Origin of the sequence: Mycoplasma tauri, assembly GCF_016925555.1 — a bacterium.
GTDB lineage: Bacteria > Bacillota_I > Bacilli_A > Mycoplasmatales > Metamycoplasmataceae > Mycoplasmopsis > Mycoplasmopsis tauri.
In genome coordinates this window covers 727707-749738 of the sequence record NZ_CP070479.1, presented here as the reverse complement: position 1 = coordinate 749738, position 22032 = coordinate 727707, and the positions used below count along the sequence as shown (strand labels likewise).

Genomic DNA, 22032 nt, shown 5'->3' with positions numbered 1-22032 from the left:
ATGGAAGAGTTAAAAAATGATAAGAAAAACAAGAAAAAGCAAAATATTAATAAAAAAGCTTTTTCAGATATCCTTGATGCTGAAAAAATTCAAAGTAGCAATATTAATAAATTAGAAATTAAAAAAGGCGAAAAAATAACAAAAGACAATATTTTTGCCTTATTAGATGCAAAAAGCGATAAAAAAAATATTCTTGTTCCAAGAAAAATAAAAAGAATGCTTGTTAAGTTAAATACTAAAAAGCATAAAAAAGAAACTAACAAAAATTTGAAAAATGATCCTGATAAAGTTATTGAAATTAAAAATGTAAGTAAATACTATGTTAGCGATAACGTCGTTACAAGGGTTTTAAAAAATGTAACTATGGATGTCAAAAAAGGTGAATTAATTTTAATTTTTGGTATCTCGGGCGGTGGCAAGAGTACACTATTAAACTTAATGAGCGGGCTTGATAGGCCAACAAAAGGAGATGTTATTGTTTGCAATAATTCTTTAGCACATTTATCAAATAATAAGTTAACTTTATTTAGAAGAAAACATGTGAGTTTTATTTTTCAAAACTATAACTTGTTAGAAAACTTAAGTGCATATGATAATGTAGAAACTGGGAGATATTTACAGTTAGACCCAGAAAGAAAAAATGATATTTATGAATTATTTAAAAAGTTTGGTTTAGAAGAAGAAATTAATAAGTATCCTTCACAGATGTCCGGTGGACAACAACAAAGAGTTTCTATTATGAGAGCTTTGGCAAAAAATTCTGACATTATTTTTGCAGATGAACCAACTGGTGCTCTTGATGAAATAACTACTAAAATAGTCTTAAAATTTCTTTATGAAGTTAATAAGGAAAAAGGAACAACAGTTGTTATGGTATCTCATAATCCAATTATGGCTGCTATGGCAGATAGGGTTGTTTATGTTTCAAATGGTATAATTGAAAAAATTGAAGTTAACAAAAATCCCATTCATCCTGACGAAATAGATTTATTTAAAGAGTAAGCAAAATGCAGTATATTAGCTGCATTTTTTGTTAACAATTTAATATAATTTTTTTAATTAAGATTAAAAAAGGGGGAGTAATGAAAAAAAATAATCTTAAAAATTCAACAAATGACATTCAAAAAGAGTTGATTATTAATTCAAAAATAAATGTAAATGAGTTATACACTAAATTGAATTCGTCCCAGAAAGGGATTACAAACGATGATCAAATTGAAGAAAATAGAGAAAAATTTGGTAAAAACTCACTTAGCAAAAAGAATAAGAATGTTATTTTAAAAAGAATAATTGAAGCTTTTTTTAATCCATTTTCAATTATATTAATGATTCTCTCCCTTATTTCATTGATTATAGATGTCATTATTCCCTTGTCGCAGGATAAAAATGCAGAACCAGCAACAATAATAATTATTATGTCAATGGTTTTAGTAAGTGGAATTTTGCATGCAATAGAAGATTCAAGAAATAGTTCATCAGCATCAAAACTTATACAAATGGTTCAAACAACAACCAAAGTTGAAAGAAATGGAGTATATTATGAGATTCCATTAGATGAAGTTGTTGTAGGTGATATTGTAATATTAGCTGCTGGCGATATTATTCCAGCAGATTTAAGAATTTTAAGTGCAAAAGACTTATTTGTTTCGCAAGCTTCACTTACAGGAGAAAGTGAACCAGTTGAAAAGTTTGCAAGTAGCAGATATATAAATACTGAAGTTCAAAGTGTAACAGATTTAAATAATGTTGCTTTCATGGGGTCTAATATTATTTCTGGAAGTGCAAAAGCAATTGTAATTGTTACAGGTGACAATACATATTTAGGCCAAGTGGCTAAAAAAATTAATGAAAAACCTGCAAAAACAAGTTTTGAAAAAGGAATAAATGCTATTTCTTGATTATTATTTAAAATAATGATTTCAGTTGTGCCTATTGTTTTTTTAATTGTAGGACTTAAAAATTACAGTAATGGACATAAATGAATAGAGGCTTTAATGTTTGCAATTTCTGTTGCAGTAGGCCTAACTCCGGAAATGCTACCTATGATTGTGACTAGTACTCTAGCTAAGGGTGCAACAAAGATGTCTAAAAAGAAAACAATTGTCAAGAGCTTAAATTCAATTCAGAATTTTGGAGCAATGGATGTTTTTTGTACGGATAAAACCGGGACATTAACGCTTGATCAAGTTGTTTTACAGATGCATTTAGACGTTTTAGGACATGAAGATTTTAATGTTTTAAAATATGGTTTTTTAAATAGTTATTATCAAACCGGATTAAAAAATTTGTTAGATTTATCTATATTAAATAAAACAGAAGAATTAAGTGATACAGTAGCTGAATTAAGAAATCTTGAGACTGTTTATAAGAAAATTGATGAAATTCCATTTGATTTTAATCGTAAAAGAATGACAGTTTTAGTAAAAAATAAGAACAGTGATATTGAAATGGTTACAAAAGGAGCCGTTGAAGAAATTTTATCAGTTTGCGCTTATTTAGAATTAAATAATGAAATTAAAAAACTTGATAAAAGTATGATTGATAAAGTTCTTAAACAAGTTGATAAATTAAATGATCAAGGTATGCGTGTGATAGCGGTTGCTAGAAAAAAGAATCCAAGTAATGAAGGAAAATTTAGTGTTGAAGATGAAAAAGATATGACTTTAATAGGATACTTGGCTTTTTTAGATCCACCAAAAGAATCTACTGCATCAGCTATCAAAAACCTTTATGAATTAGGAGTAGATGTCAAAATATTAACTGGAGATAATGCTAGAGTAACAAAAGCTATATGTGATAAAGTTGGTATTCCAACAGAAGGCATCATTTTAGGTAAGGATTTAATTGGGATAGAATATGAGCAGTTAAAAGATTTGGTAAATAAACATAATATTTTTGCTAAATTAAGTCCCAATCAAAAGGCTGATATTATTCAAGCACTCAAAGATAAAGGTCATGTAGTAGGTTACATGGGTGATGGAATTAATGATGCTCCAGCAATGAAAGCTGCTGATGTTTCTATATCTGTGGATACTGCTGTTGATATTGCAAAAGAAAGCGCCAATATAATTCTTTTAGAAAAAGATTTAAATGTTCTGGCAACAGGAATTGTCGAGGGCAGAAAAACATATGCTAATATGAATAAATACATAAAAATGACAATAAGTAGTAATTTTGGAAATATTTTTAGTATTTTAATTGCTGCAATTTTACTCCCTTTTGTACCATTAGCTGCTGCACAAATATTGTTTATGAATTTAGTTTATGACATAGCTTGTGGGACAATACCATGAGATAATGTTGATAAGGAATTTATAAAAAGACCACGACAGTTCAATATAAAAATGATAGTTAAATTTATGTTGTGATTTGGACCAGTTAGTTCAATAATTGACATTTTGGCTTTTATATTATTAAATTGAGTATTTATACCACAATTATATCCAGAGCTTAACAGAGATTCAATTGAGTGAGTAATATTATTCCAAACAGGTTGGTTTGTAATATCTATGTGAACACAAAGTTTAATAATTCATTTTATAAGAACTGAAAAAATACCTTTTATTCAATCAAGATCATCAATACTGTTGTTCTTATCTTCATTTTTGGGAATAGCATTAGTTACTACAGTGCCATATATTCCTGGTCTTAATGTTTTACTAAAAGTTAAACCATTAAATCCTTGGTTCTATTTAATGATGGCAGGATTGGTATTGCTATATATTACATTGGTTATGATTGTTAAATTAATTTACAAAAAAATATATAAGGAAATTTTATAAATAAAAACACGATTTATTCTCGTGTTTTTTTTGTTACTGTAAAACATCGTTTTTTAGGCGAAATTATCATATGGTCCCCAAGACAGGACTTGAACCTGCACGGATCTCTCCAGTGGATTTTGAGTCCACAGCGTCTACCATTCCACCACTTGGGGATATACAATATAAATATTACACCATTTTATTCGGTTTTGCATATTTTTTAAAAACAGCAAATTTAAAAAATAAAACCAAATTATTTATATGTATAAATTGAACTATTATAAAACTAAAAATTATTGGAGTCTTTGCTTGCAAAGGATGTAATAATGAATCATTGTAATATTTATTGAATAGATTTATGATTAAAGCCATAACTCATGGATATATTACTATTCCAGAAAAAATCATTGCTATTATCATAATTGATAATGATGAATATCATTTACCTAAACCATAATTATAAATATGTCATTCTTTTGATTTAAAACTGAAAAAATAGTGAACCTTAACCAAAAAAGTGAATAGTAAAAAAACAGTTATAAAAGTAAATTGAACTATTTCAGATGTTGATAATTGCATAAAATTTCTCCCGAAATATATAAAAAGCCAGTGAACATAATACTTCTTAATGTGGCTGCTCCATTTCTGTCCTGACCAAGTTATAAGGTTATTATTTCTCCGGCTTTTATATTATATCATATAGAAAAATGAAATGCATTTTCAAATGGGCCTATTTTATAATGCTATTATAATTTTTATGGAAATTTACCACTTTTAAAAATTTATATATAATTGCAATATGAAAAATTTTTCTTATAAAGATATTGCAAAAATAGCAAATGTTTCAATCAGTACAGTTAGTCGTTTTTATAATGGTGGCTATGTTTCTAAAGCTACAAAGGCTAAAATAAGAGAGATTGTATCAAAACATAATTACTATCCAAATCATGGAGCTAGATTAATTAGAGGAAATGATAATTCTATTTTTGTAATTATGCCAGAGAACTCTCCTAATTATTATTCATCTATTATTTTAGGGATTAATAATCAAGCTAAATTATTAAACATGCGTACTTTAACAATTTATGCAAACCCTGATCCAGAAAAATACATTGAAACAATTAGATATGTTTTATCTTGAAAACCATTAGCTATTATTTTCTTATTGCCGCATGAAAATAAGGAGAAAATTACAAATTATATTCGCCAAAATGTCACAGGTTGCGGTTCTTTAGTTTATCCTTCTAAAGATGCAAAAGTAAACCATTTAACTATTGATTATTCAAAAGCATTTTATGAGTTAACTTCAAGATTTATAAGATATATTGATGAAAACGAGAAAATTGCTTTTGTGAATGATTACAAATTATCACAGGCCGAACAGCAAGAAAGATGATCTGGATTTGAAAAATTCTGCAGAGAGAATAATATTAATCCATGCAGAATTGATGTTGATAATAGAAATGAAAGAGAAATCGCGAAATTTATTAATTATATCTATCAAAACAATATAGTTAATTTAGTTTGTTCAACTCATGAAACATTTGTTACTTTAGTTGCTTCTAAAGATAAAAACCTTAGACTTACTGATATAGGTTACACATCTATTTATGATTGAAAAAATAACTATAAGTGCAAAATTTTTATAGACTATCATATGCTCGGCGCAAACATGGTTAAACAAGTCTCTGATTCAATTTCTAATGGAATGACTATCTACAATCGTAGATTTGACTATATTCAAATTATTGAAAGAAAATAAGAAGGTATCCCCTTCTTATTTTTTGAAATATATCTTTATAGATTTATTTGGTAACTTTATTGGTAACTTTTTTTAATAGATTGTATATATTTTTCATTATCTTTACGTTTTATATCTTCTCTTTTATCAGCTTTATTCATTTTTTGAACAATAGCTATTTCTAGTTTTATTTTTGATTTTTCATTAAAATAAATTTTAGTTGGTTTAATTGTTGCATTTCCTAATTTATCTATTTTATTAGCAATTCTTATAATTTCATGTTTATGCATAAGTAATTTTCTATTGCGCATTTCATCACATTTTAATAACATATATTTAGCAAAAACTGCGTTTGTTAAAAATAATTCGCCCTTTTTATAAAAAATATAAGAATTATTTAAATTAACTTGAAATGCCCTTGCAGATTTTACTTCTCAACCTAAAAGTGAAACACCTGCTTCATACTTATTAATAATTTTATAACCATTGATTCCTTTTTTATTATTGCTAATTATTTTCATAATAAAATTATAATTTAAAACACTTAATAAAACACATGTTTGGTTTATTATATTATGTACGTGTTTTTTTATTTTTTAAATTTTCTAAATCTTTCATATATTGTTCAGATTTGAAATAATTACTTTGAATGTCTATAAAAAAATTTTTAAATTTTTGAATTCTATCAAGAATTTCTTTCTTTTCTTGTTCACTTTTATTTTTAAATTTTTCAAGATCTTGGGACATATTTTTAATATCTTTTATTAAGTTTAGGTGCGTTTTATACTTATCTGTGTTGTTTTCCATATCTGAATTTAAGTAATTTGTGAACAATCTTTGATCATCAGTTAATTGAGTACTAGAATTAGGGTTTAGGTTATTACCTATTCAATTTTCTAAATCTGATACTTCCTTTATTAAATCAATTTTATAAATTTTTTCATTTAAAGTTTGAGAAGAATCCTTAGAATTATTTTCATCACTCTGTTTTTCATTTAAAGTTTGAGAAGAATTCTTAGAATTATTTTCATTACTATGTTTTTCATTAAGATGATCAGATTTATTATTAGAGCATGCAACAATAGTTAAGGGCAAAAATAATGAAAATGATAGTAGCATTTTTTTCATAAAATCTCTCTTCTTATTCTTATTTTTTATAAGTAAAAATTTATAAAATTTCACATTAAGAATAATGATTGGTATTTATTGTATTTCATTAATTATCTTTTTTAAGTCTTCATATGGCATATAACCATTGTGTGAAGAAATTTCTTTTCCATCTTTAAATATAAATCATTTTGGAATTGAGCGTACTTGAAATTCTGAAGATAATTCAGAGTTTTCATCCACGTTAATACGGTATACTTTTACATCATCTTTTTCAGATATGTCTAATAACGATTCTTTAAACATTCTACATGGTCCACATCATAAAGCATGAAAAACCAATATGTAAAGATCTTTTTCATTATTTTTAATATCGTTAATGTATTCGTTTTGACTAATTTCTTTAATCATTTATTATCCCCCTTTTAAAAAAGTGATTTTTTGCTTTAAAAAAGACACTTTTTTCATTTTAAATGGCACTATTATAAACTATATATCAATGTTCTTAACATATTTAGCATTTTTTTCAATGAATTCTCTACGTGGTAAAACGTCATCACCCATTAAAGTTGTAAATGCTCAATCGGCCTTTGCAGCATCATTAATTTGAACTTGATACATTTTTCTATTTGCAGGATCCATTGTTGTTTCTCAAAGTTGTTCAGGGTCCATTTCACCAAGACCTTTATATCTTTGCACTAACACTTTTGCATTAGGATTTAATGAAGACATAATTTCGTCTTTTTGCGCATCATTATAGGCATATCCAACAAATTTGTTTTGCTGAATTTTATAAAGTGGAGGTTGAGCAATATATACAAAGCCATATTCAATAAGAGGTTTGAAATATCTGTAAAAGAATGTAAGCAGTAATGTTCTAATGTGCGCACCATCAACATCAGCATCTGTCATTATTATTATTTTATGATATCTTAACTTGTTAATGTTAAATGATTCATTAAGTCCTGTTCCTAAAGCAGTTATTAATGAAATAATTTCTGCATTTGATAAAACCTTTTCTGGGACAGATTTTTCAGAATTTATAACTTTACCTCTTAGCGGTAATATAGCTTGAGTGTTTCTATCACGACCCATTTTTGCTGAACCACCAGCAGAGTTACCTTCGACAATATAAAGTTCACAAATTTCAGCATTTTTGCTTGTACAATTAGCTAGTTTTCCTGGTAAATTAGCTACACCATCAACTGAAGAATTTGCTTGAACTGCTTTTGCAGCAGCTTCTGCAGCTAAACGAGATTTTCTAGATTGTAAACATTTATTAATTATCTCTTTAGCATCTACAGGATTTTCATTGAAATATCTTTCGAGTACAGGAGCTAAAATTTCACGAACTGCAGCACGAGCATCTTTATTATTAAGTTTTCCTTTTGTTTGCCCTTCAAAAATAGGATTAGGATGTTTTACAGATACAATGGCGACTAAACCTTTTGAAATATCTTCCTTATTTAATTTATCGTTTTCGTTTTTAATTAAGTTATTTTTGAATGCATATGTATTAATAATTCTAACTAAAGCATCATAAAAACCTTGGTCATGTGTTCCACCCTCTATAGTGACAATATTGTTTGTATATGTTGTTATGCGTGGTTGAAAGTTAGCTGTATATTGGAGAGCAACTTCTACTGATATTTTTGTGCCAGATTTTTCACTATCATATGAACCTTCTGCATAAACTATTTGAGGATGAATAACTCTTTGCCCTTCATTTAGCTCATTGATATAGTCAACTAAACCGCCCTCATAGTAGAATTCACTTGTTGTTTCATTTATTTCATCAACAACTGTTAGTTTAGTGCCTTTTGTTAAGTAAGCAACTCTTTTTGCATGATCTTCAATAGCTTCAACAGAAAAAGGATGTTTTTCCAATATTGTGAAATCAGGATAAAATTTTATCTTTGTTCCAGTTTCGTTTTTTGGAACATCATTGATAATTGTTAACGGTTGTACTGTTTGCCCGCCTTTTTCAAAATGAGCATAATGCTCATGGCCATCTCTTTTTACTCAAACATGTAAGTCTTCACTAAGCGCATTAACTACTGAAGCACCAACACCATGAAGCCCACCAGATACTTTATATGCACCTGAATCAAATTTACCACCAGCATGTAATACTGTTAAAACAGTTTCAACAGTAGATAATCCAGTTTGTGGGTGTTTATCAACTGGAATACCACGGCCATTATCTTGTACTTCTATATACCCATCTTTACAAATTGTTATTTTTATGCTATCTGCAAATCCTGCCATACATTCATCTACTGAATTATCAACTATTTCTCAAACTAAATGGTGAAGGCCTTTGTCAGTAATAGTTCCAATATACATACCAGGACGAACTCTTACAGCTTCTAGTCCTTCAAGTACTCTAATATTTGATGCATCATAATCATTTGATTTAGGTTCAATATTTTTGTTCTGATTTTTTGACTCTTCCATATTGTTGCCTCCTATTTAAAGCAAATATTTGCCTATATATAAATATTATAATTCTATAGAATTATAACAAAGGATTAACAAAAACAAGGTGTAAAAAATTATTAAAAATCTTTCCAAAAGAGTTTCAATTTAATGTTATTTTTGCTTGTTTTTTATGTAAAATTTCATATTTATTTTTGGTTAATAACTAAAATTTAGTACCATTTTGTTAGTATTTTACATGTAGCATATCTACTTTATTTATTTCAAATTTTACTATTATACCTATAAGTAATATTTTTTAGTAAGAATTTGATAAAATGAAAAGTAGATTTTTTACATTATTGAAAGGAGGCTTTATGGTTGAAAAAGAAGATGAAAAAATTATTAATGAAAATGATAATGAACAAAAAAGAATAGACCTTCAAAAAGAAGTTTTAAATGATGTTTTGCATGGCAAGCATGATTATAAGGGAATAAATGATATTCTTACTGAGAATAAAACTAACAAAAAAAAGAGAGTTGTTGAAAGAAAAAATACAAGTTATAGATACACAAAAATGTCTAATTTTGTATTACAACTTTCTAGGTTTTATGCATTAATGCCTCTTTGAAAACTTGGTTTAATAACAGCTTTTTTTTCAGTGCTATATGGTATTGCGGGTATTTTCTTAGTTAAAAATCCCGGTATTTATAACTTTGGTTTAGCTGCTTTTGGTCAAGCTGTGTCAAGATTGACAATGACAATATTAAGAAATAATCCAAATATTACACCTACTATTTATAATGTTATTGATCATTCTTTATTCTGATTCCTATATCTTGTTTTAAGTATTCCAATTTTTATCTTTGGTTGAAAAAAACTTGGGAAAGTTTACACTATTCTAACAATTGAATTTTTAGTTTTAAGTAGTGCCATTTCATTACTTTTAGGACAAATACCTAACATAAACAATTTCACGTTATTTGGTAAATTTGGCCATCCTAGAATAAGTCAAGATATTAAAGATGCCCTTATAGCTAGTGGTTGAAACAAAGGCAATATTAATTCAGTAATTAATTTATTGCCATTATCATGAGCTGATGGTGGAAACACAATTGTTCAAATTATTTTTGCGGTTATTTATGGAATTTTATTAGCTTACTTTTTTGCAATAATAGCAATAATTGGCGGTTCTGCAGGAGTTACAGGCATAATAGGTGAATATATGTCTGTTTACAAACAAAAAAGTTTCGGAACAATTAATGGATATATAAATATTGTTATTATTTTGATAAGTGTTGCAATAGGTACTTATATACCAAGTAGTTTGATAGCCCAAGATTTCAATAATTTAGGCGCAGAATTTGCTAATAATCAAGTTGTTAAAGATATAGCAGACTCAAGATGAAAAACTGATTTATTTTTCTCTCCAAATTTTATATCAACATTAATTTGTAATTTCATATTTGTAATTTATTTAAATGGATTATTCCCAAGATTTAAAATTGTTCAATTTAAAGTGTATACTCACAGGCTAGATGAAATTAAAGAGTCTATTGTTACTGACAAAAAAACTATTAATAGCTTCACAATTCAAAAAGGCGAAGGTGGTTACTCAGGTAAAAAACTTGAAATTATTTCCTCAATTACACTTTATAGACAAATACCTCGCTTGATTAAAAAAGTTAGGGAAGTTGATGATGAAGCATTGATTACAATAAATGATATTTCATCAATTGATGGGAAAATTTATATACCTGAACATAAATTTTAAAGTGCCAAAGTTGGCATTTTTATTTTCAAAAATAAAGGAAATCAAAAACAACACTTTATAACTTTTTTAATATAATAATTAATTATGGAAAAAACAATGTATAAGTCGTTATCTGAAATTAAAAATAGTTATTTTGAAATTTTAGAAAAATTAAACCAACCCGAAGTTATTAATAATATTAAAGAATATACAAAATTAAACAAAGAAGCATCTAAGATAAAAGAAATAGCTGATACCTTTACAATTTATGAGAATCTTGTTAAGGACACTGAGTCAGCTAAAATTTTATTAGATTCTAAAAATGAAGAAGAAATTGAGTTTGCAAAAATAATTATTTCCGAAAACACTAGTAAATTAGATGAATTAGAAGATAAATTAAAAATATTAATTTTGCCACAAGATGAAAATGATGATAAAAATGTTATTGTAGAAATTAGAGGCGCCGCAGGTGGAGATGAAGCAAATATTTTTGCTGGTGATTTGTTTAAAATGTATACAAAATTTGCTGAAGAGTTAAATTTTAAAATTAAAATTTTATCAACAAGTAATTCAAGTGTTGGTGGATTTACACAAGTTGTTTTTTCAATCAAAGGCGAAAAGGCTTATTCAAAATTTAAGTTTGAGTCTGGTGTTCATAGAGTTCAAAGAGTTCCTGTAACTGAATCGCAAGGCAGAATTCACACTTCTACAGCAACAGTTACAGTCATGCCAGAAATTGATGATTCAATTGAGATTGAAGTTAAACCAAGCGATATTAAAGTTGATGTTTTTAGGTCATCAGGAGCTGGTGGACAATCAGTTAATACAACAGATTCTGCTGTTCGTATTACTCACTTACCAACCAATATAGTTGTTACATCACAAGATGAAAGAAGTCAATTAGCTAATAGAGAAACTGCTATGACTATTCTAAAATCTAAACTTTATGATTTAGAGTTACAAAAAAAACAAGACGAAGAATCTGGATATAGAAAATTGGCAGGACATGGGGATAGAAGTGAAAAAATCAGAACATATAATTATCCTCAAGATAGAGTTACTGACCATAGAATTGGTTTTTCAACAAGCTTAAAACCTATAATGGAAGGCAGATTGACTCCTATAATTAATGCTTTATTGGCCGAAGAACAAAATCAAAAAATAAAAGATAGTGGGTTTTAGTGCCAACAATAGATGATTTACTTTTAGAAAAGAAAAGATATGGTTTGCCAGAAACCATAAGCGATGATGAAAAAATGAAAATTGAACAGGGCATGCCTGTTCAATATATTTTAGGTTTTATAAATTATTCTAATTTAGAAATAAAATTAAATCGCAAAGTGCTAATTCCTAGATATGAAACAGATGAAATGGTTCATTTGATTACTAAAAAATATTTAACAAAAAATATGAAGGTTTTGGATTTGTGCTGTGGTTCTGGTTTTATTGGATTGAGCTTAAAAAAGAATGAACCATCAATTAGTGTTGTTTTAAGTGACATAGATGATGAAGCAATAATACAAACAAATGAAAATTCAAAGATAAATTTTAGTGATTTATCAGGAATAAAAATAGTTAAAAGTGACTGTTTTAAAGAGATAAAAGGAAAATTTGATTTAATTATTTCAAATCCACCATATGTAGCTTATGATGATGAAGATGCAAAAAATTTAAGTTTAACATTTGAACCTAAAAATGCTATTTTTGCCCCAGATAATGGTTGATATTTCTATCAAAAAATAATTAATGAGGCCGGGAACTATTTAAATGATAATGGTTTGCTAATTTTTGAAATTAACCCTAAACACATAGATAGATGACTAAAAGTAAAAGGAGTAAAAATATTAAAAGATATGTCTAATAAATATAGATTTGTTTTTATTAAAAAAGATGATTTAATAGTTAATAATTAGGTTTTTTGAAACACATTGTGTTGTTATTTTTAAAACAATATCAAAAATTCATTATAATAAAAAACATGGAAGCTAATAAGTTACAAGAAATTATTGAAAAAATACAAAAATTTACAAAGTCTAAAGTTACTATGGATTCAGCATTTGAAGATTTAAAGATTGATTCATTATCATTAGCTGAAATTGTTTTTGATCTTGAAGATAAATATGGTGTAACAGTCGCTGATGAAGATTTAATGAAAATAAAAAAAGTTAAAGATATTGAAGAAGTTTTTGACAAGACTTTGGGAAAATAATATATAATACCAAAATGCTTGTAGGAGTGTAGTTCAACGGTAGAACAACGGGCTTCAACCCCGTGTGTTATGGGTTCGAATCCTGTCACTCCTGCCATTTTTTTATTTTTTTAAAAAAAGCAGGAATCACCTACTTTTTATTTTAAATAGTTCATAACTCTAACTAAATATTCATAAGCTTCTGCGGGATAATTAGCAGTAATCAAACAATATGCTTCTGGTCCTGTGTGAATCATAATAACAGGAGCTAATGGTCTTTCAAAAAACTTAAATGATGATGAATATTTGTTTAACTCAGACATAAATTCATCATATTCTTCTTTTTTATTGCCAGTTTTTAACAAAATTGCAATTTTTTTTGTTCCAGGAATATCTTCTATATTTTCAGCCTTTTGTCTTATGTTATTTAAAGCGCTTTTTAAAAAGTTTTTCCCGATTGCTTCTTTTATCAGTTTTCCATCTTCTCACTTTATTAATGGTACTATTTTAAGCAAACGAGCAATAGCTGCTGTAGCAGAATTTAAACGTCCGCCTTTAACAAGATATTTGTTATATTTTGGAATTAATGTTGTTGAATTTTTAATAAATGGAATTTCAAGTTTTTTAACATATTCTTCATAATTTGAAGGGTCTTTTTTCATCATATAGTCAAATCAAACTATATCAAGTAAAATGAGAGCATCTACTTGTTTACTTTGTATTACTTTAACTTTTGGGAATTCTTTCTGAATTATTGTTGCTGTTGCACATGAGTTTGAAAGAAATTGCGAAATGGGGTAAACAAAAACCATATCATTTTCCAATGATAGTTTTTCAAATGTGTCATAAATATCTTGCAAGCCATACATTGAGGTTTTAATATCTGATTTAAGATTGAATTTTTCAAATAGTATTTCTGAATTAATATTCACTCCATCAGCATAATCAATTCCGTCAATAATAATGTGTAGTGGCAAAAAATGCCAACCTAATTTTTCAGCTTGTTCTTTTGTGACTCCGCATGAAGAGTCTACTACAATTGCATATTTCATAGCAAATATTATACTAAAAAAGAGAATTTAAAATAAGATCACAGAATAGCAGTGTATAAAAAAATAATATTTTTGTAATATAATAAAACATGTTATGGCTTTGTTTTTTAATATTGACAATAATTTTAAAGAAGCAAAAATTATATTTTTTGATTCTAGAGTTCAAGGAATAAAATTTGATGTATATGATGATTTTACAGTAATTAGAGATGAAAATTTTAATGTAGCATCAATTAATATTTTTTCTAATGTAATTAAGAAAGAAAATAAAAATTTTGGTTATTTAACTGCTAATGAAAACAATAAGTTGAAAGAAAAAATTTTAAGTAAAAATAGTAAATATAATTTTACAGAAATAAACTATTTTTTAGTAGGAAAAATAACAAAAAGAGAGAGTCATCCTAAAAGTGATAAACTTTTTGTGCTTTTAGTTGATTTTGGTGCTGAAACTAAACAGATAATTACGAATACTCTTTATACAACTGTCGGAAAATATTTTGTATGGTGTCAACCTGGATCTATAACTGCATCAGGACTTGAAATAGTTGAAAGTGAAATAATGGGAGAAAAAAGCTATGGTATGCTTTGTTCTTCTGACTCATTAGGCTTGTCTACAGGCGAAAAAGAAAAATTAGATGTTTTTCTAAACAATGCAAACGATAATTATTTAGGTAAAGAAATTTTTGAGTTGTTAGATTTTGATTAAGAGGTATTTATGGATATATTAAAAGATTTGGAAAATAGAAAAATTTTAAAAAATATCAGTAATAGAGATAAATTTTTAAGTCTAGATCCTAATAAAACTGGCGTATATGTTGGCTTTGATCCAACAGCAGAAAGTTTGCATCTTGGAAATTATATTTTGATATCAATTTTAAAAAGGTTTGCAAAATTTGGTTATAAAGTATATGCTCTTATTGGTGGGGCAACCGGTATGATTGGAGATCCATCTTTTAGAGATTCAGAAAGAGTTCTCTTAAAAGATAAAGAAGTTGAAAAAAACAAGTTAAAAATAAAAGCGCAATTGGAATCATTTGGGTTAGAGGTTATTGATAACTACTATTTTTATAAAAATATTAATGTTATTGATTTTTTAAGAGATACTGGTAAATTAATAAATGTCGCATATATGATGGCAAAAGATTCAGTTCAAAAAAGGATAGAAAGAGGTCTTTCATTTACTGAATTTTCATATCAAGTTTTACAAGGCAATGACTTTTTGCATGTTTATAAAAATAATGATATTAATATTCAAGTTGGTGGAAGTGACCAATGAGGCAATATTACTTCTGGGCTTGATATGATTAGTAGAGTTTTTGGGGATAATCATAAAGCAGTAGGCTTGACAACAAATTTACTAGTTGATGAAAGTGGTAAAAAAATAGGCAAATCTTTTGGTGGTGGTTCTCTATGATTGGATAAAAATATGTGTTCTCCCTATAAAATGTATCAATATTTGCTGACTCAGCCTGATAGCAAAGTTGGAGAATTAATAAACTGATTGACCTTTTTAGATACATCTGAAATTGATAAAATACTTAGAGAACATTTTGAAGATCCAAGCAAACAAAAAGCTCAAAAAATTTTAGCTTCAGAAATTGTTAAGGATATTTTTGGAGAAAAAGAGTTAGTTCAAGCTCAAAATATAACTTCACTATTATTTGATAAGAATTTTGATGTTAAAAAACTTACTTTTGAAGATTTAAACATTATTCAAAATTATTTACCTACTTATGTAGTTAAAGAAAATGATCTTTTGATTCAGTCATTAATTAATCAAAAATTATTTCAGTCTAATAGAGAAGCAAAAGAATTTATCAATAATAAAGCACTTAAAATTGATGATATAGATGTTAATTTGGAAACTATTTACCAACCTAAAAATTATGATAAAAAATTTGCTTTTTTTAAAAAAGGCAAGAAGCAAATTGTATTAATTAAAACATTTATATAGCTATAAAACAGCCAAATTAGGCTTTTTATGCCGGTTTCGCTTAGTGGTAAAGCAACTGACTCGTAATCAGTAGCCACGAGTTCAATTCTCGTAACCGGCACCAATAAATAAAAAAACAACTTGTCTGTTTTTTTATTTTGAAAATGAATTTAAAATTTGATCAATTTCAAATGCTTTTTTCTCTACTTCATCAATATAAAAATGCAACTCAGGTACTTTTCTTCATTTTAATGTTTTAGATAGTATTTTTCTAATAAAACCAGATGCATTTCTAATGGCTTCAATACCATCGTTTTCTTTATGATCAAACGCCACGAAGAATTTAGCATGGCTTAAATCATTAGATAAAAGACAATCAACAACAGTTGCATTATAAATGTTACTATTTGTTAAGTTTTCTGAAATAATAGAAGCTACAAGTTGTTTTATTTGTGACTCTTTTTTTAACAAATTTATGCTTTTTTTCATAATTTTATTTTATACACTTTTTAAAAATAAAAAACAACAAAAGTTGTTTAGAGGCCAAGAATGATATGGTGCCAACAACAGGAATTGAACCTGCGACCCCATCCTTACCATGGATGTGCTCTACCTACTGAGCTATGATGGCATTTAAAATATTATATATAAAAATAATTTTTATGTTACTTTTTGTTTAAAAGTTAAATTATTTTTTATTAAATCCATATTATTTTTGTTGTGAATCTATTTTATAGGTTTTTTCGCCAAATGAGAAACTAAAAATTAGTATTTAAATTTTATCTTTATTTATTTTTTATTTTTTTTAAAAAAAGCACAGTGAGTTTTGTTAAATTTATAGGTATATAAATATGCTAAAATAATAACATTATGGCAAATAAGGATTATTACAAAGTATTAGGTGTTTCAAAAAATGCCACCGATAAAGAAATTAAAGCTGCATATCGTAAATTAGCTATGAAATATCATCCAGATAGACTACAAAATGGAAACAGTGATGAAAAAATGCAAGAGTTAAATCAAGCATATGAAGTTTTATCAGATCCTACAAAAAGAGCTAATTATGATAAATATGGAACAGAAACTCCACGTGGTTTTAACATGGATTCAGGTTTTGATGTTGGTGGTTTTGGAATGAATTTCCAAGATATTTTTGGTGACATATTTTCTAATTTTTCATCAGGGTTTAGGGGTTCAGATAGAGCTAATTTTAAGGGTAAAAAACGAGGAAGTGATGTTTTTACTAATGTATTTTTGACTTTTGAAGAAGCTATGTTGGGAACAGAAACAAAAGAAAAGCTAGAAAAATTTGAACCTTGTAGCAAATGTAATGGTGTTGGAGCATTATCATCTGATATAAAAACATGTAATACATGTAAGGGTGCAGGGAAAGCTAAAATTCGTAAGCAAACCCCATTTGGTCTTGCAGAATATGTATCATCTTGTTCTAACTGTCATGGGTCTGGAAAAATAATTTCTAAATCTTGTGTTGAGTGTTCAGGTTCAGGATATCTTAAAAAAGAAAAGTCTGTAACAATTAGATTTTCTCCAGGGCTTGACAATGGCGATAAAATAAAATTAGCTGGTTATGGACAAAAAGGTCAAAATGGTGGAGAATCAGGTGACATGTATATAATAATAAATGTCCATCCACATAAGTATTATGTACGTAATGGACTAGATTTGCTTATTAGTCAATTTCCCGTTTCATTTTTGGATATAGTTAAAGAAAATGAAATATTGGTGCCAACACCAACAGGGACACAAACTATTCAAATGAAATCTAGCTATAATTCTGGTACAAAAATTAGAGTTAAATCTGCTGGAATAAAGAATAAAGACGGCATTACAGGAGATTTAATAATTACATTAGATGTTAAAATTCCTTCATATAAAAGTAATGAGTTTAAATTACTTGCCGAAAAATTAGAATCTTTCAATGATGAAATAAACAAGAATTTCATTAATGAATTCAAAAATAAAAAATAAAATAAATGCAAGCTTTAATTTATAATGAACCCCAAAAGTCAGACCAAATAAATTGGCAAACTTTTGGGGTTATTATTTTTCTATAAATTTTTATGTAATATTACCTCTCTAATTCGCATTTTTGGTTTATATTTTAATCCTTGAAATCTGGTGTAAAAATCATCAACTTCAATATGAATTTTTTTGCTTAAATATTGATGTATTTTCATTATATTTTTTGTTATTTTTTTCAATAATTTGTTGTGCTATTTTAAAGCGTTTTTTTCATCTCATATAGCAACTATTTAGAGGGTTTTAAACTAACTAATTCATTAGTTAGTTTTTGATTATTTAAATCACTGATAATACAAAATTTTATTAAATCAAAATCATATTTGGACATTTTAAACGCTTAATAATATTATCGTGATAATACGTTATTCGACACTTGGATTTTCTTTTAGAAACTTTTCATTCTGGGCGCTCTATAAAACGATTTTTGGTTTTAAATTCTCGCTCAATATCGTTTAATTCTTGTGATTTTTTGGCATAAAAATTACTCAAATATAGATATTGTTAAATATATTAATATTAAAATCCATAGTATAAAAATTATAAAAAAACATAGTACAACTATGCCTTAATATAGATTACACACGCATTGTTCTTGGTTTTTGGACTTGTTGCTCGAGTTCTTCTTCAAGTTCTTGCTGATTCTGGAATAAAAGATTTCTATTTTCTAATTCTTTATTTATTATTGAAACATTTTTTGACACAAAATCTTTTTCGGACATATCAACTAGCCATTTTTTTATTGGCCAATAGCAATCCTCAGTGTTAACTTTTTTGTCCTTGTTTATGTCGTGCCTTATTTACTATTGCATACATTTTTAGTTATATTAATTTTATTATTTGCATAAATAACTACATCTTTTATAACTAGTTTTTGAACAGCGGTTATAAATAATTCAATATATTCAAAGTCAATTTTCCCGTCTTTTGTAGGGAGTTGGATATTACCATTTAAAAAGGTGCTATCTACATCTCTAACCAAAACACTCATTAATTTATGTTTTTGTTTGTTTAATATGGCAGTAAAATATGGTATTGAATTATAATCTAATGATATTTTAGGAACTATTTTTCTTACAAATTGTCCAGCATACCACGGATTTTTTCTATAAAAAAAATCCATCTGTAACAATCCTAAACTTCAAGTACCTTTTTCATTAATATTATCTTGATTTACATATCCTGTTTTTCTTAAAACGCCTTGATTAAATGATGTTCTAGTAACATAATCATATTCGTCTCCGCACACCAATTTATTTGTATTAAAACTTCGTGTAGATGAAATTTCAAACAAATCCCCAATTCTATACTCACCTCATTTAATATTATTAAAATTATCAATGCTTTTTTTCTCGTCACTGGTTAATTCATAATTATCTAGTCCTGTTACTTTTAGATAAGCAGCGAGTTCGCTTATATGCTCCTCTTTGAGTTCGCTTATAAAGCTCTCCATAAATTCAAAATCTATTTTGCCATCTTTTGTTGGGAGTTGGATTGTATTGTTCTTTAATGTTTCTTTTCTAGGGTATTCATTGTACCCCCCATAAGGTAATTTATTAATTAAAGAGCCTATGAATATTTTTTGCATTAATGTAAAATTTGGCATTTGCATTACTAGAATATTATTTGCTAAAAGGAATTTCCCTTTATGATATGTTACAGTTCCGCTATATTCTCCTCTTGTGGAAATTGTTAAACTGTCTGCAAATACATCTCCTTCATCATATAAATCATTTGTATAGTAATTAACGCCATTATTGACTGTAATTCCACTTATTACAGGTAAAGTATTATTTTTTGGATTTTTAAATCTATTTTTTCAGTTCTTATTTTTGCCATAAACCCACAATTTTTCTACATCAAACAAATCTCCGATTTTATACTCGCCTCACTGAACATTTTGAAGTTTTTCATCCAGTGAGGCATCTATTTTTTTATCTTATCATCATCCTTATTTTGATTTTTTAGTATGGCGGATACTTCATATGCTAAATAGTCTGCCACTGTTTTTTTAAAATCCGCAAGAGTTGCCTTATTGTTTGTTGGTGTTGTCTGATTTCAATCGGCACCATTTTCAGGGTCAATATGGCCTTCATAATACTCTTGTTCAGTAAAGATGTTTAATTTATGTTTTCCAAAGCGCACTAAATCAACAAGTTCTTGATATCTTTCTTTTGCCCTATCCTTATCTTTTAGATTTGTACTAGATTTTTTTCTATTTCTTCGCGAATATCCATCATTTGTAAAATCGATAAATTTGACAATATAGTCCTTTAAATGAGGTTCCCCAACTTTAAATACATATATGTTTGTTTGCACATTTGATTTGCCAATAAATAAATCTTTAGGCATTTTTATGCTTGCAAGTAATGTATTGTTTTTTAATATTTCTTGATTAATTGCCTTTGCTTTACCACTACCTGCTGAATTTTGAATAATAATTGAAGCATATCCTTTGTTCATCATTGATAATGCTTTTTTAACAAAAATCATACCATTGCCATATGCAGAATATGGAGGGTTAAGAATAAATGCAGTTGCTGGGAAAATTTCATTTGTTTTACCAAAACCATATTTGCCATCAAAATCTTTTAAAGAGTCTTTATTTAATATGTTTGAACTACCATCCCCCATTAAAATCATATTTAAGATAGCGAGCATATAAATATTTTGTAATAATTCTAGCCCTAGTAATTGTTCTGCTTTGATTTTTAGTATTTTTTGTTCTAAATCCTTAGGAGATGTGATTTTTGATTTTGCATCAATAATCATTTCGTTCATTGCAGCAACTAATAATCCAGCACTTCCTGTTGCAAAATCTCAAACATAACTATCTTTATCCACTCTCGCTAGTTTTGCTAATAAATTTGCCACATATGATGGAGTTAAAACAACATCATTTAATTTATCCTGAGTAAATCCAAGCCAAGAATACATTTCATTAAATAATTTTCCAGTAAAGTCTGTTGTTAAACCTATTTTGTAATATACACCTAAATCATCAACAATTTTTGAATATATCCTTTTTAGTTGACTTTCGCCATTTACAACATTATTGATATTGTCAGATAGTAAAGTGTTTTCAAGTGTTCGTATAATTAATTTTTGCTTTTGATCTGGCAGATTTTTTTGTTTTAAAAATGATTTAATTTTTCTAATAATAATATCACCATCAGTATTGCCAGGTTCAGATGAAGATGTTAAATCCGATTTTTCTAGTGGTTGTACTTTATCTGGAATGCCTAGTGATGCCATAATCGATGCAGCCACTAAATATACTCTGTCATTTTCACTTAGCCCATTTTCGTTTTGATAAATATCATTATTAAGTTTAGTTAAACTTGTATCAATTTCTTTTTCTTTTTTCTCTCTTAGGTCTTGTAATTCTTTTTCCGTTAAAGATAATTTATTTATTTTCTCTATAAATTCATCAAATTTATCCTTTTGTAAAAAAGATAAATCACTATATTTCCCAACTTCTTGACCAACACCAAAATTGTCTTTTGATACATAATATACACCAATCAAACGCTCAATTTCTCCATCTATTTTTTTATACCCAGTAATTCCTATAGCAATTGCCCCATCATAATTTGTATGATGTAAAATTGCATTCGCATAATGAACAGCGCCATTTACTGCATATTTATTTATATTTTGATAATTAGGTTGATTTTTGCTTTTTTTGTTTTCAACTCTGTTGTTGTCATCTAATTTAACTAATGTATCTTTATGTCCCTTATATTCAATAAGTATAGGATAATGTTTTAGATTTTTGCCCATTAAAAGCAATTTAGCATCTGGACGGTTCCCCCCCCTTCCGCCATTTTTGGATTTATACTCATCCAATGCTTTATCAATTTGGTTATTTAAACTTTCCTGTTCTAATTTGAAATCTAAACCATAACTTTTTAACTCTTCATTTGTCCTTTGTGCTATTATGGGTTCTATTGATTGTATTTTTGCCATATTTTCCTCTGCCTAAGATTATTACTCTTACTAAGTAATATAAATAATTTAATTATTCAATTAATT

The 22032-nt window shown here is 27.3% G+C and carries 20 protein-coding genes, 4 tRNA genes and 1 other RNA gene; 12 read left to right on the top strand and 13 right to left on the bottom strand.

What is annotated here, in order from left to right; translation table 4 throughout:
* Both JS510_RS03310 and mgtA read left to right on the top strand, forming a co-directional pair.
* On the top strand, positions 1-1002 hold the full coding sequence (locus tag JS510_RS03310; RefSeq protein WP_205517332.1) for an ABC transporter ATP-binding protein: 1002 nt from the start codon (positions 1-3) through the stop codon (positions 1000-1002).
* 80 nt (positions 1003-1082) lie between these two features.
* Positions 1083-3782: a magnesium-translocating P-type ATPase gene (gene mgtA, locus JS510_RS03305; protein WP_205517331.1), complete on the top strand. Its 2700-nt coding sequence runs from the start codon at positions 1083-1085 to the stop codon at positions 3780-3782.
* A gap of 71 nt (positions 3783-3853) precedes the next feature.
* Here mgtA and JS510_RS03300 read toward each other — a convergent pair.
* The 3 genes from JS510_RS03300 to ffs all read right to left on the bottom strand — a co-directional run bounded on the left by JS510_RS03300 (position 3854) and on the right by ffs (position 4454).
* Positions 3854-3937, bottom strand: a tRNA-Leu gene (locus tag JS510_RS03300).
* 16 nt (positions 3938-3953) lie between these two features.
* Entirely contained in the window at positions 3954-4343 is a 390-nt protein-coding gene (locus tag JS510_RS03295; RefSeq protein WP_205517330.1) for a hypothetical protein, read from the bottom strand.
* Between the two features lie 16 nt (positions 4344-4359).
* Positions 4360-4454: signal recognition particle sRNA small type (ffs, locus tag JS510_RS03290), an RNA gene on the bottom strand.
* 109 nt (positions 4455-4563) lie between these two features.
* On the opposite strand from ffs, the gene JS510_RS03285 reads away from it, so the two are divergent.
* Positions 4564-5526 carry a LacI family DNA-binding transcriptional regulator gene (locus JS510_RS03285; protein WP_205517329.1) on the top strand — a complete coding sequence of 321 codons (963 nt, stop codon included), beginning with the start codon at positions 4564-4566 and terminating at the stop codon, positions 5524-5526.
* 56 nt (positions 5527-5582) lie between these two features.
* Here the strand turns inward: JS510_RS03285 and smpB are convergent, their stop codons facing one another.
* The 4 genes from smpB to JS510_RS03265 form a co-directional block, all read right to left on the bottom strand.
* Entirely contained in the window at positions 5583-6026 is a 444-nt protein-coding gene (gene smpB / locus JS510_RS03280; RefSeq protein ID WP_205517328.1) for an SsrA-binding protein, read from the bottom strand.
* A gap of 52 nt (positions 6027-6078) precedes the next feature.
* The gene (locus JS510_RS03275; protein WP_205517327.1) at positions 6079-6633 is read right to left on the bottom strand and encodes a hypothetical protein; all 555 of its coding nucleotides are present in this window, start codon (positions 6631-6633) and stop codon (positions 6079-6081) included.
* Positions 6634-6708: 75 nt separating this feature from the next.
* Positions 6709-7023, bottom strand: a complete 315-nt coding sequence (locus tag JS510_RS03270) for a thioredoxin family protein (protein WP_205517326.1) — start codon at positions 7021-7023, stop codon at positions 6709-6711.
* A gap of 78 nt (positions 7024-7101) precedes the next feature.
* Entirely contained in the window at positions 7102-9069 is a 1968-nt protein-coding gene (locus JS510_RS03265; RefSeq protein WP_205517325.1) for a DNA topoisomerase subunit B, read from the bottom strand.
* 338 nt (positions 9070-9407) lie between these two features.
* Here JS510_RS03265 and JS510_RS03260 point away from each other — a divergent pair, with 338 nt between their 5' ends.
* From JS510_RS03260 to JS510_RS03240, 5 genes are all read left to right on the top strand, one after another.
* Positions 9408-10805, top strand: coding sequence for a DUF2179 domain-containing protein (locus JS510_RS03260; protein ID WP_205517324.1), 1398 nt, complete (start codon positions 9408-9410; stop codon positions 10803-10805).
* A gap of 84 nt (positions 10806-10889) precedes the next feature.
* A complete protein-coding gene (gene prfA, locus JS510_RS03255) occupies positions 10890-11966 on the top strand; it encodes a peptide chain release factor 1 (protein ID WP_205517323.1) in 1077 nt (358 codons plus the stop codon).
* Complete coding sequence (locus JS510_RS03250; protein WP_205517322.1) at positions 11966-12697, top strand: peptide chain release factor N(5)-glutamine methyltransferase; 732 nt, start codon at positions 11966-11968, stop codon at positions 12695-12697. The genes prfA and JS510_RS03250 overlap by 1 nt, the downstream gene beginning before the upstream one ends.
* A gap of 65 nt (positions 12698-12762) precedes the next feature.
* A complete protein-coding gene (locus JS510_RS03245; RefSeq protein ID WP_205517321.1) occupies positions 12763-12993 on the top strand; it encodes a phosphopantetheine-binding protein in 231 nt (76 codons plus the stop codon).
* 22 nt (positions 12994-13015) lie between these two features.
* Positions 13016-13090: transfer RNA gene (locus tag JS510_RS03240), tRNA-Trp, on the top strand.
* Between the two features lie 40 nt (positions 13091-13130).
* On the opposite strand, the gene JS510_RS03235 is transcribed toward JS510_RS03240, so the two are convergent.
* Positions 13131-14024, bottom strand: a complete 894-nt coding sequence (locus tag JS510_RS03235) for a DegV family protein (RefSeq protein ID WP_205517320.1) — start codon at positions 14022-14024, stop codon at positions 13131-13133.
* A gap of 94 nt (positions 14025-14118) precedes the next feature.
* On the opposite strand from JS510_RS03235, the gene tapR reads away from it, so the two are divergent.
* From tapR to JS510_RS03220, 3 genes are all read left to right on the top strand, one after another.
* A complete protein-coding gene (gene tapR / locus JS510_RS03230) occupies positions 14119-14730 on the top strand; it encodes a TyrS-associated PheT N-terminal domain-related protein TapR (RefSeq protein ID WP_205517319.1) in 612 nt (203 codons plus the stop codon).
* A gap of 9 nt (positions 14731-14739) precedes the next feature.
* Positions 14740-15978, top strand: a complete 1239-nt coding sequence (tyrS, locus tag JS510_RS03225; protein WP_205517318.1) for a tyrosine--tRNA ligase — start codon at positions 14740-14742, stop codon at positions 15976-15978.
* 29 nt (positions 15979-16007) lie between these two features.
* A tRNA-Thr gene (locus JS510_RS03220) sits at positions 16008-16081 on the top strand.
* Positions 16082-16110: 29 nt separating this feature from the next.
* Here JS510_RS03220 and rbfA read toward each other — a convergent pair.
* Positions 16111-16446 (bottom strand): 30S ribosome-binding factor RbfA, encoded by a 336-nt coding sequence (gene rbfA / locus JS510_RS03215; protein ID WP_205517317.1) that lies wholly within the window; start codon positions 16444-16446, stop codon positions 16111-16113.
* A gap of 66 nt (positions 16447-16512) precedes the next feature.
* Positions 16513-16588: transfer RNA gene (locus JS510_RS03210), tRNA-Thr, on the bottom strand.
* 239 nt (positions 16589-16827) lie between these two features.
* Here JS510_RS03210 and JS510_RS03205 point away from each other — a divergent pair.
* On the top strand, positions 16828-17946 hold the full coding sequence (locus tag JS510_RS03205; RefSeq protein WP_205517316.1) for a DnaJ C-terminal domain-containing protein: 1119 nt from the start codon (positions 16828-16830) through the stop codon (positions 17944-17946).
* 629 nt (positions 17947-18575) lie between these two features.
* Here the strand turns inward: JS510_RS03205 and JS510_RS03200 are convergent.
* The 3 genes from JS510_RS03200 to JS510_RS03190 all read right to left on the bottom strand — a co-directional run bounded on the left by JS510_RS03200 (position 18576) and on the right by JS510_RS03190 (position 21966).
* On the bottom strand, positions 18576-18719 hold the full coding sequence (locus JS510_RS03200; RefSeq protein ID WP_205517315.1) for a hypothetical protein: 144 nt from the start codon (positions 18717-18719) through the stop codon (positions 18576-18578).
* Positions 18720-18793: 74 nt separating this feature from the next.
* Positions 18794-19873: a restriction endonuclease subunit S gene (locus JS510_RS03195; RefSeq protein ID WP_269802022.1), complete on the bottom strand. Its 1080-nt coding sequence runs from the start codon at positions 19871-19873 to the stop codon at positions 18794-18796.
* Positions 19874-19923: 50 nt separating this feature from the next.
* Positions 19924-21966, bottom strand: coding sequence for an HsdM family class I SAM-dependent methyltransferase (locus JS510_RS03190; protein WP_205517313.1), 2043 nt, complete (start codon positions 21964-21966; stop codon positions 19924-19926).
* Positions 21967-22032 lie beyond the last annotated feature (66 nt).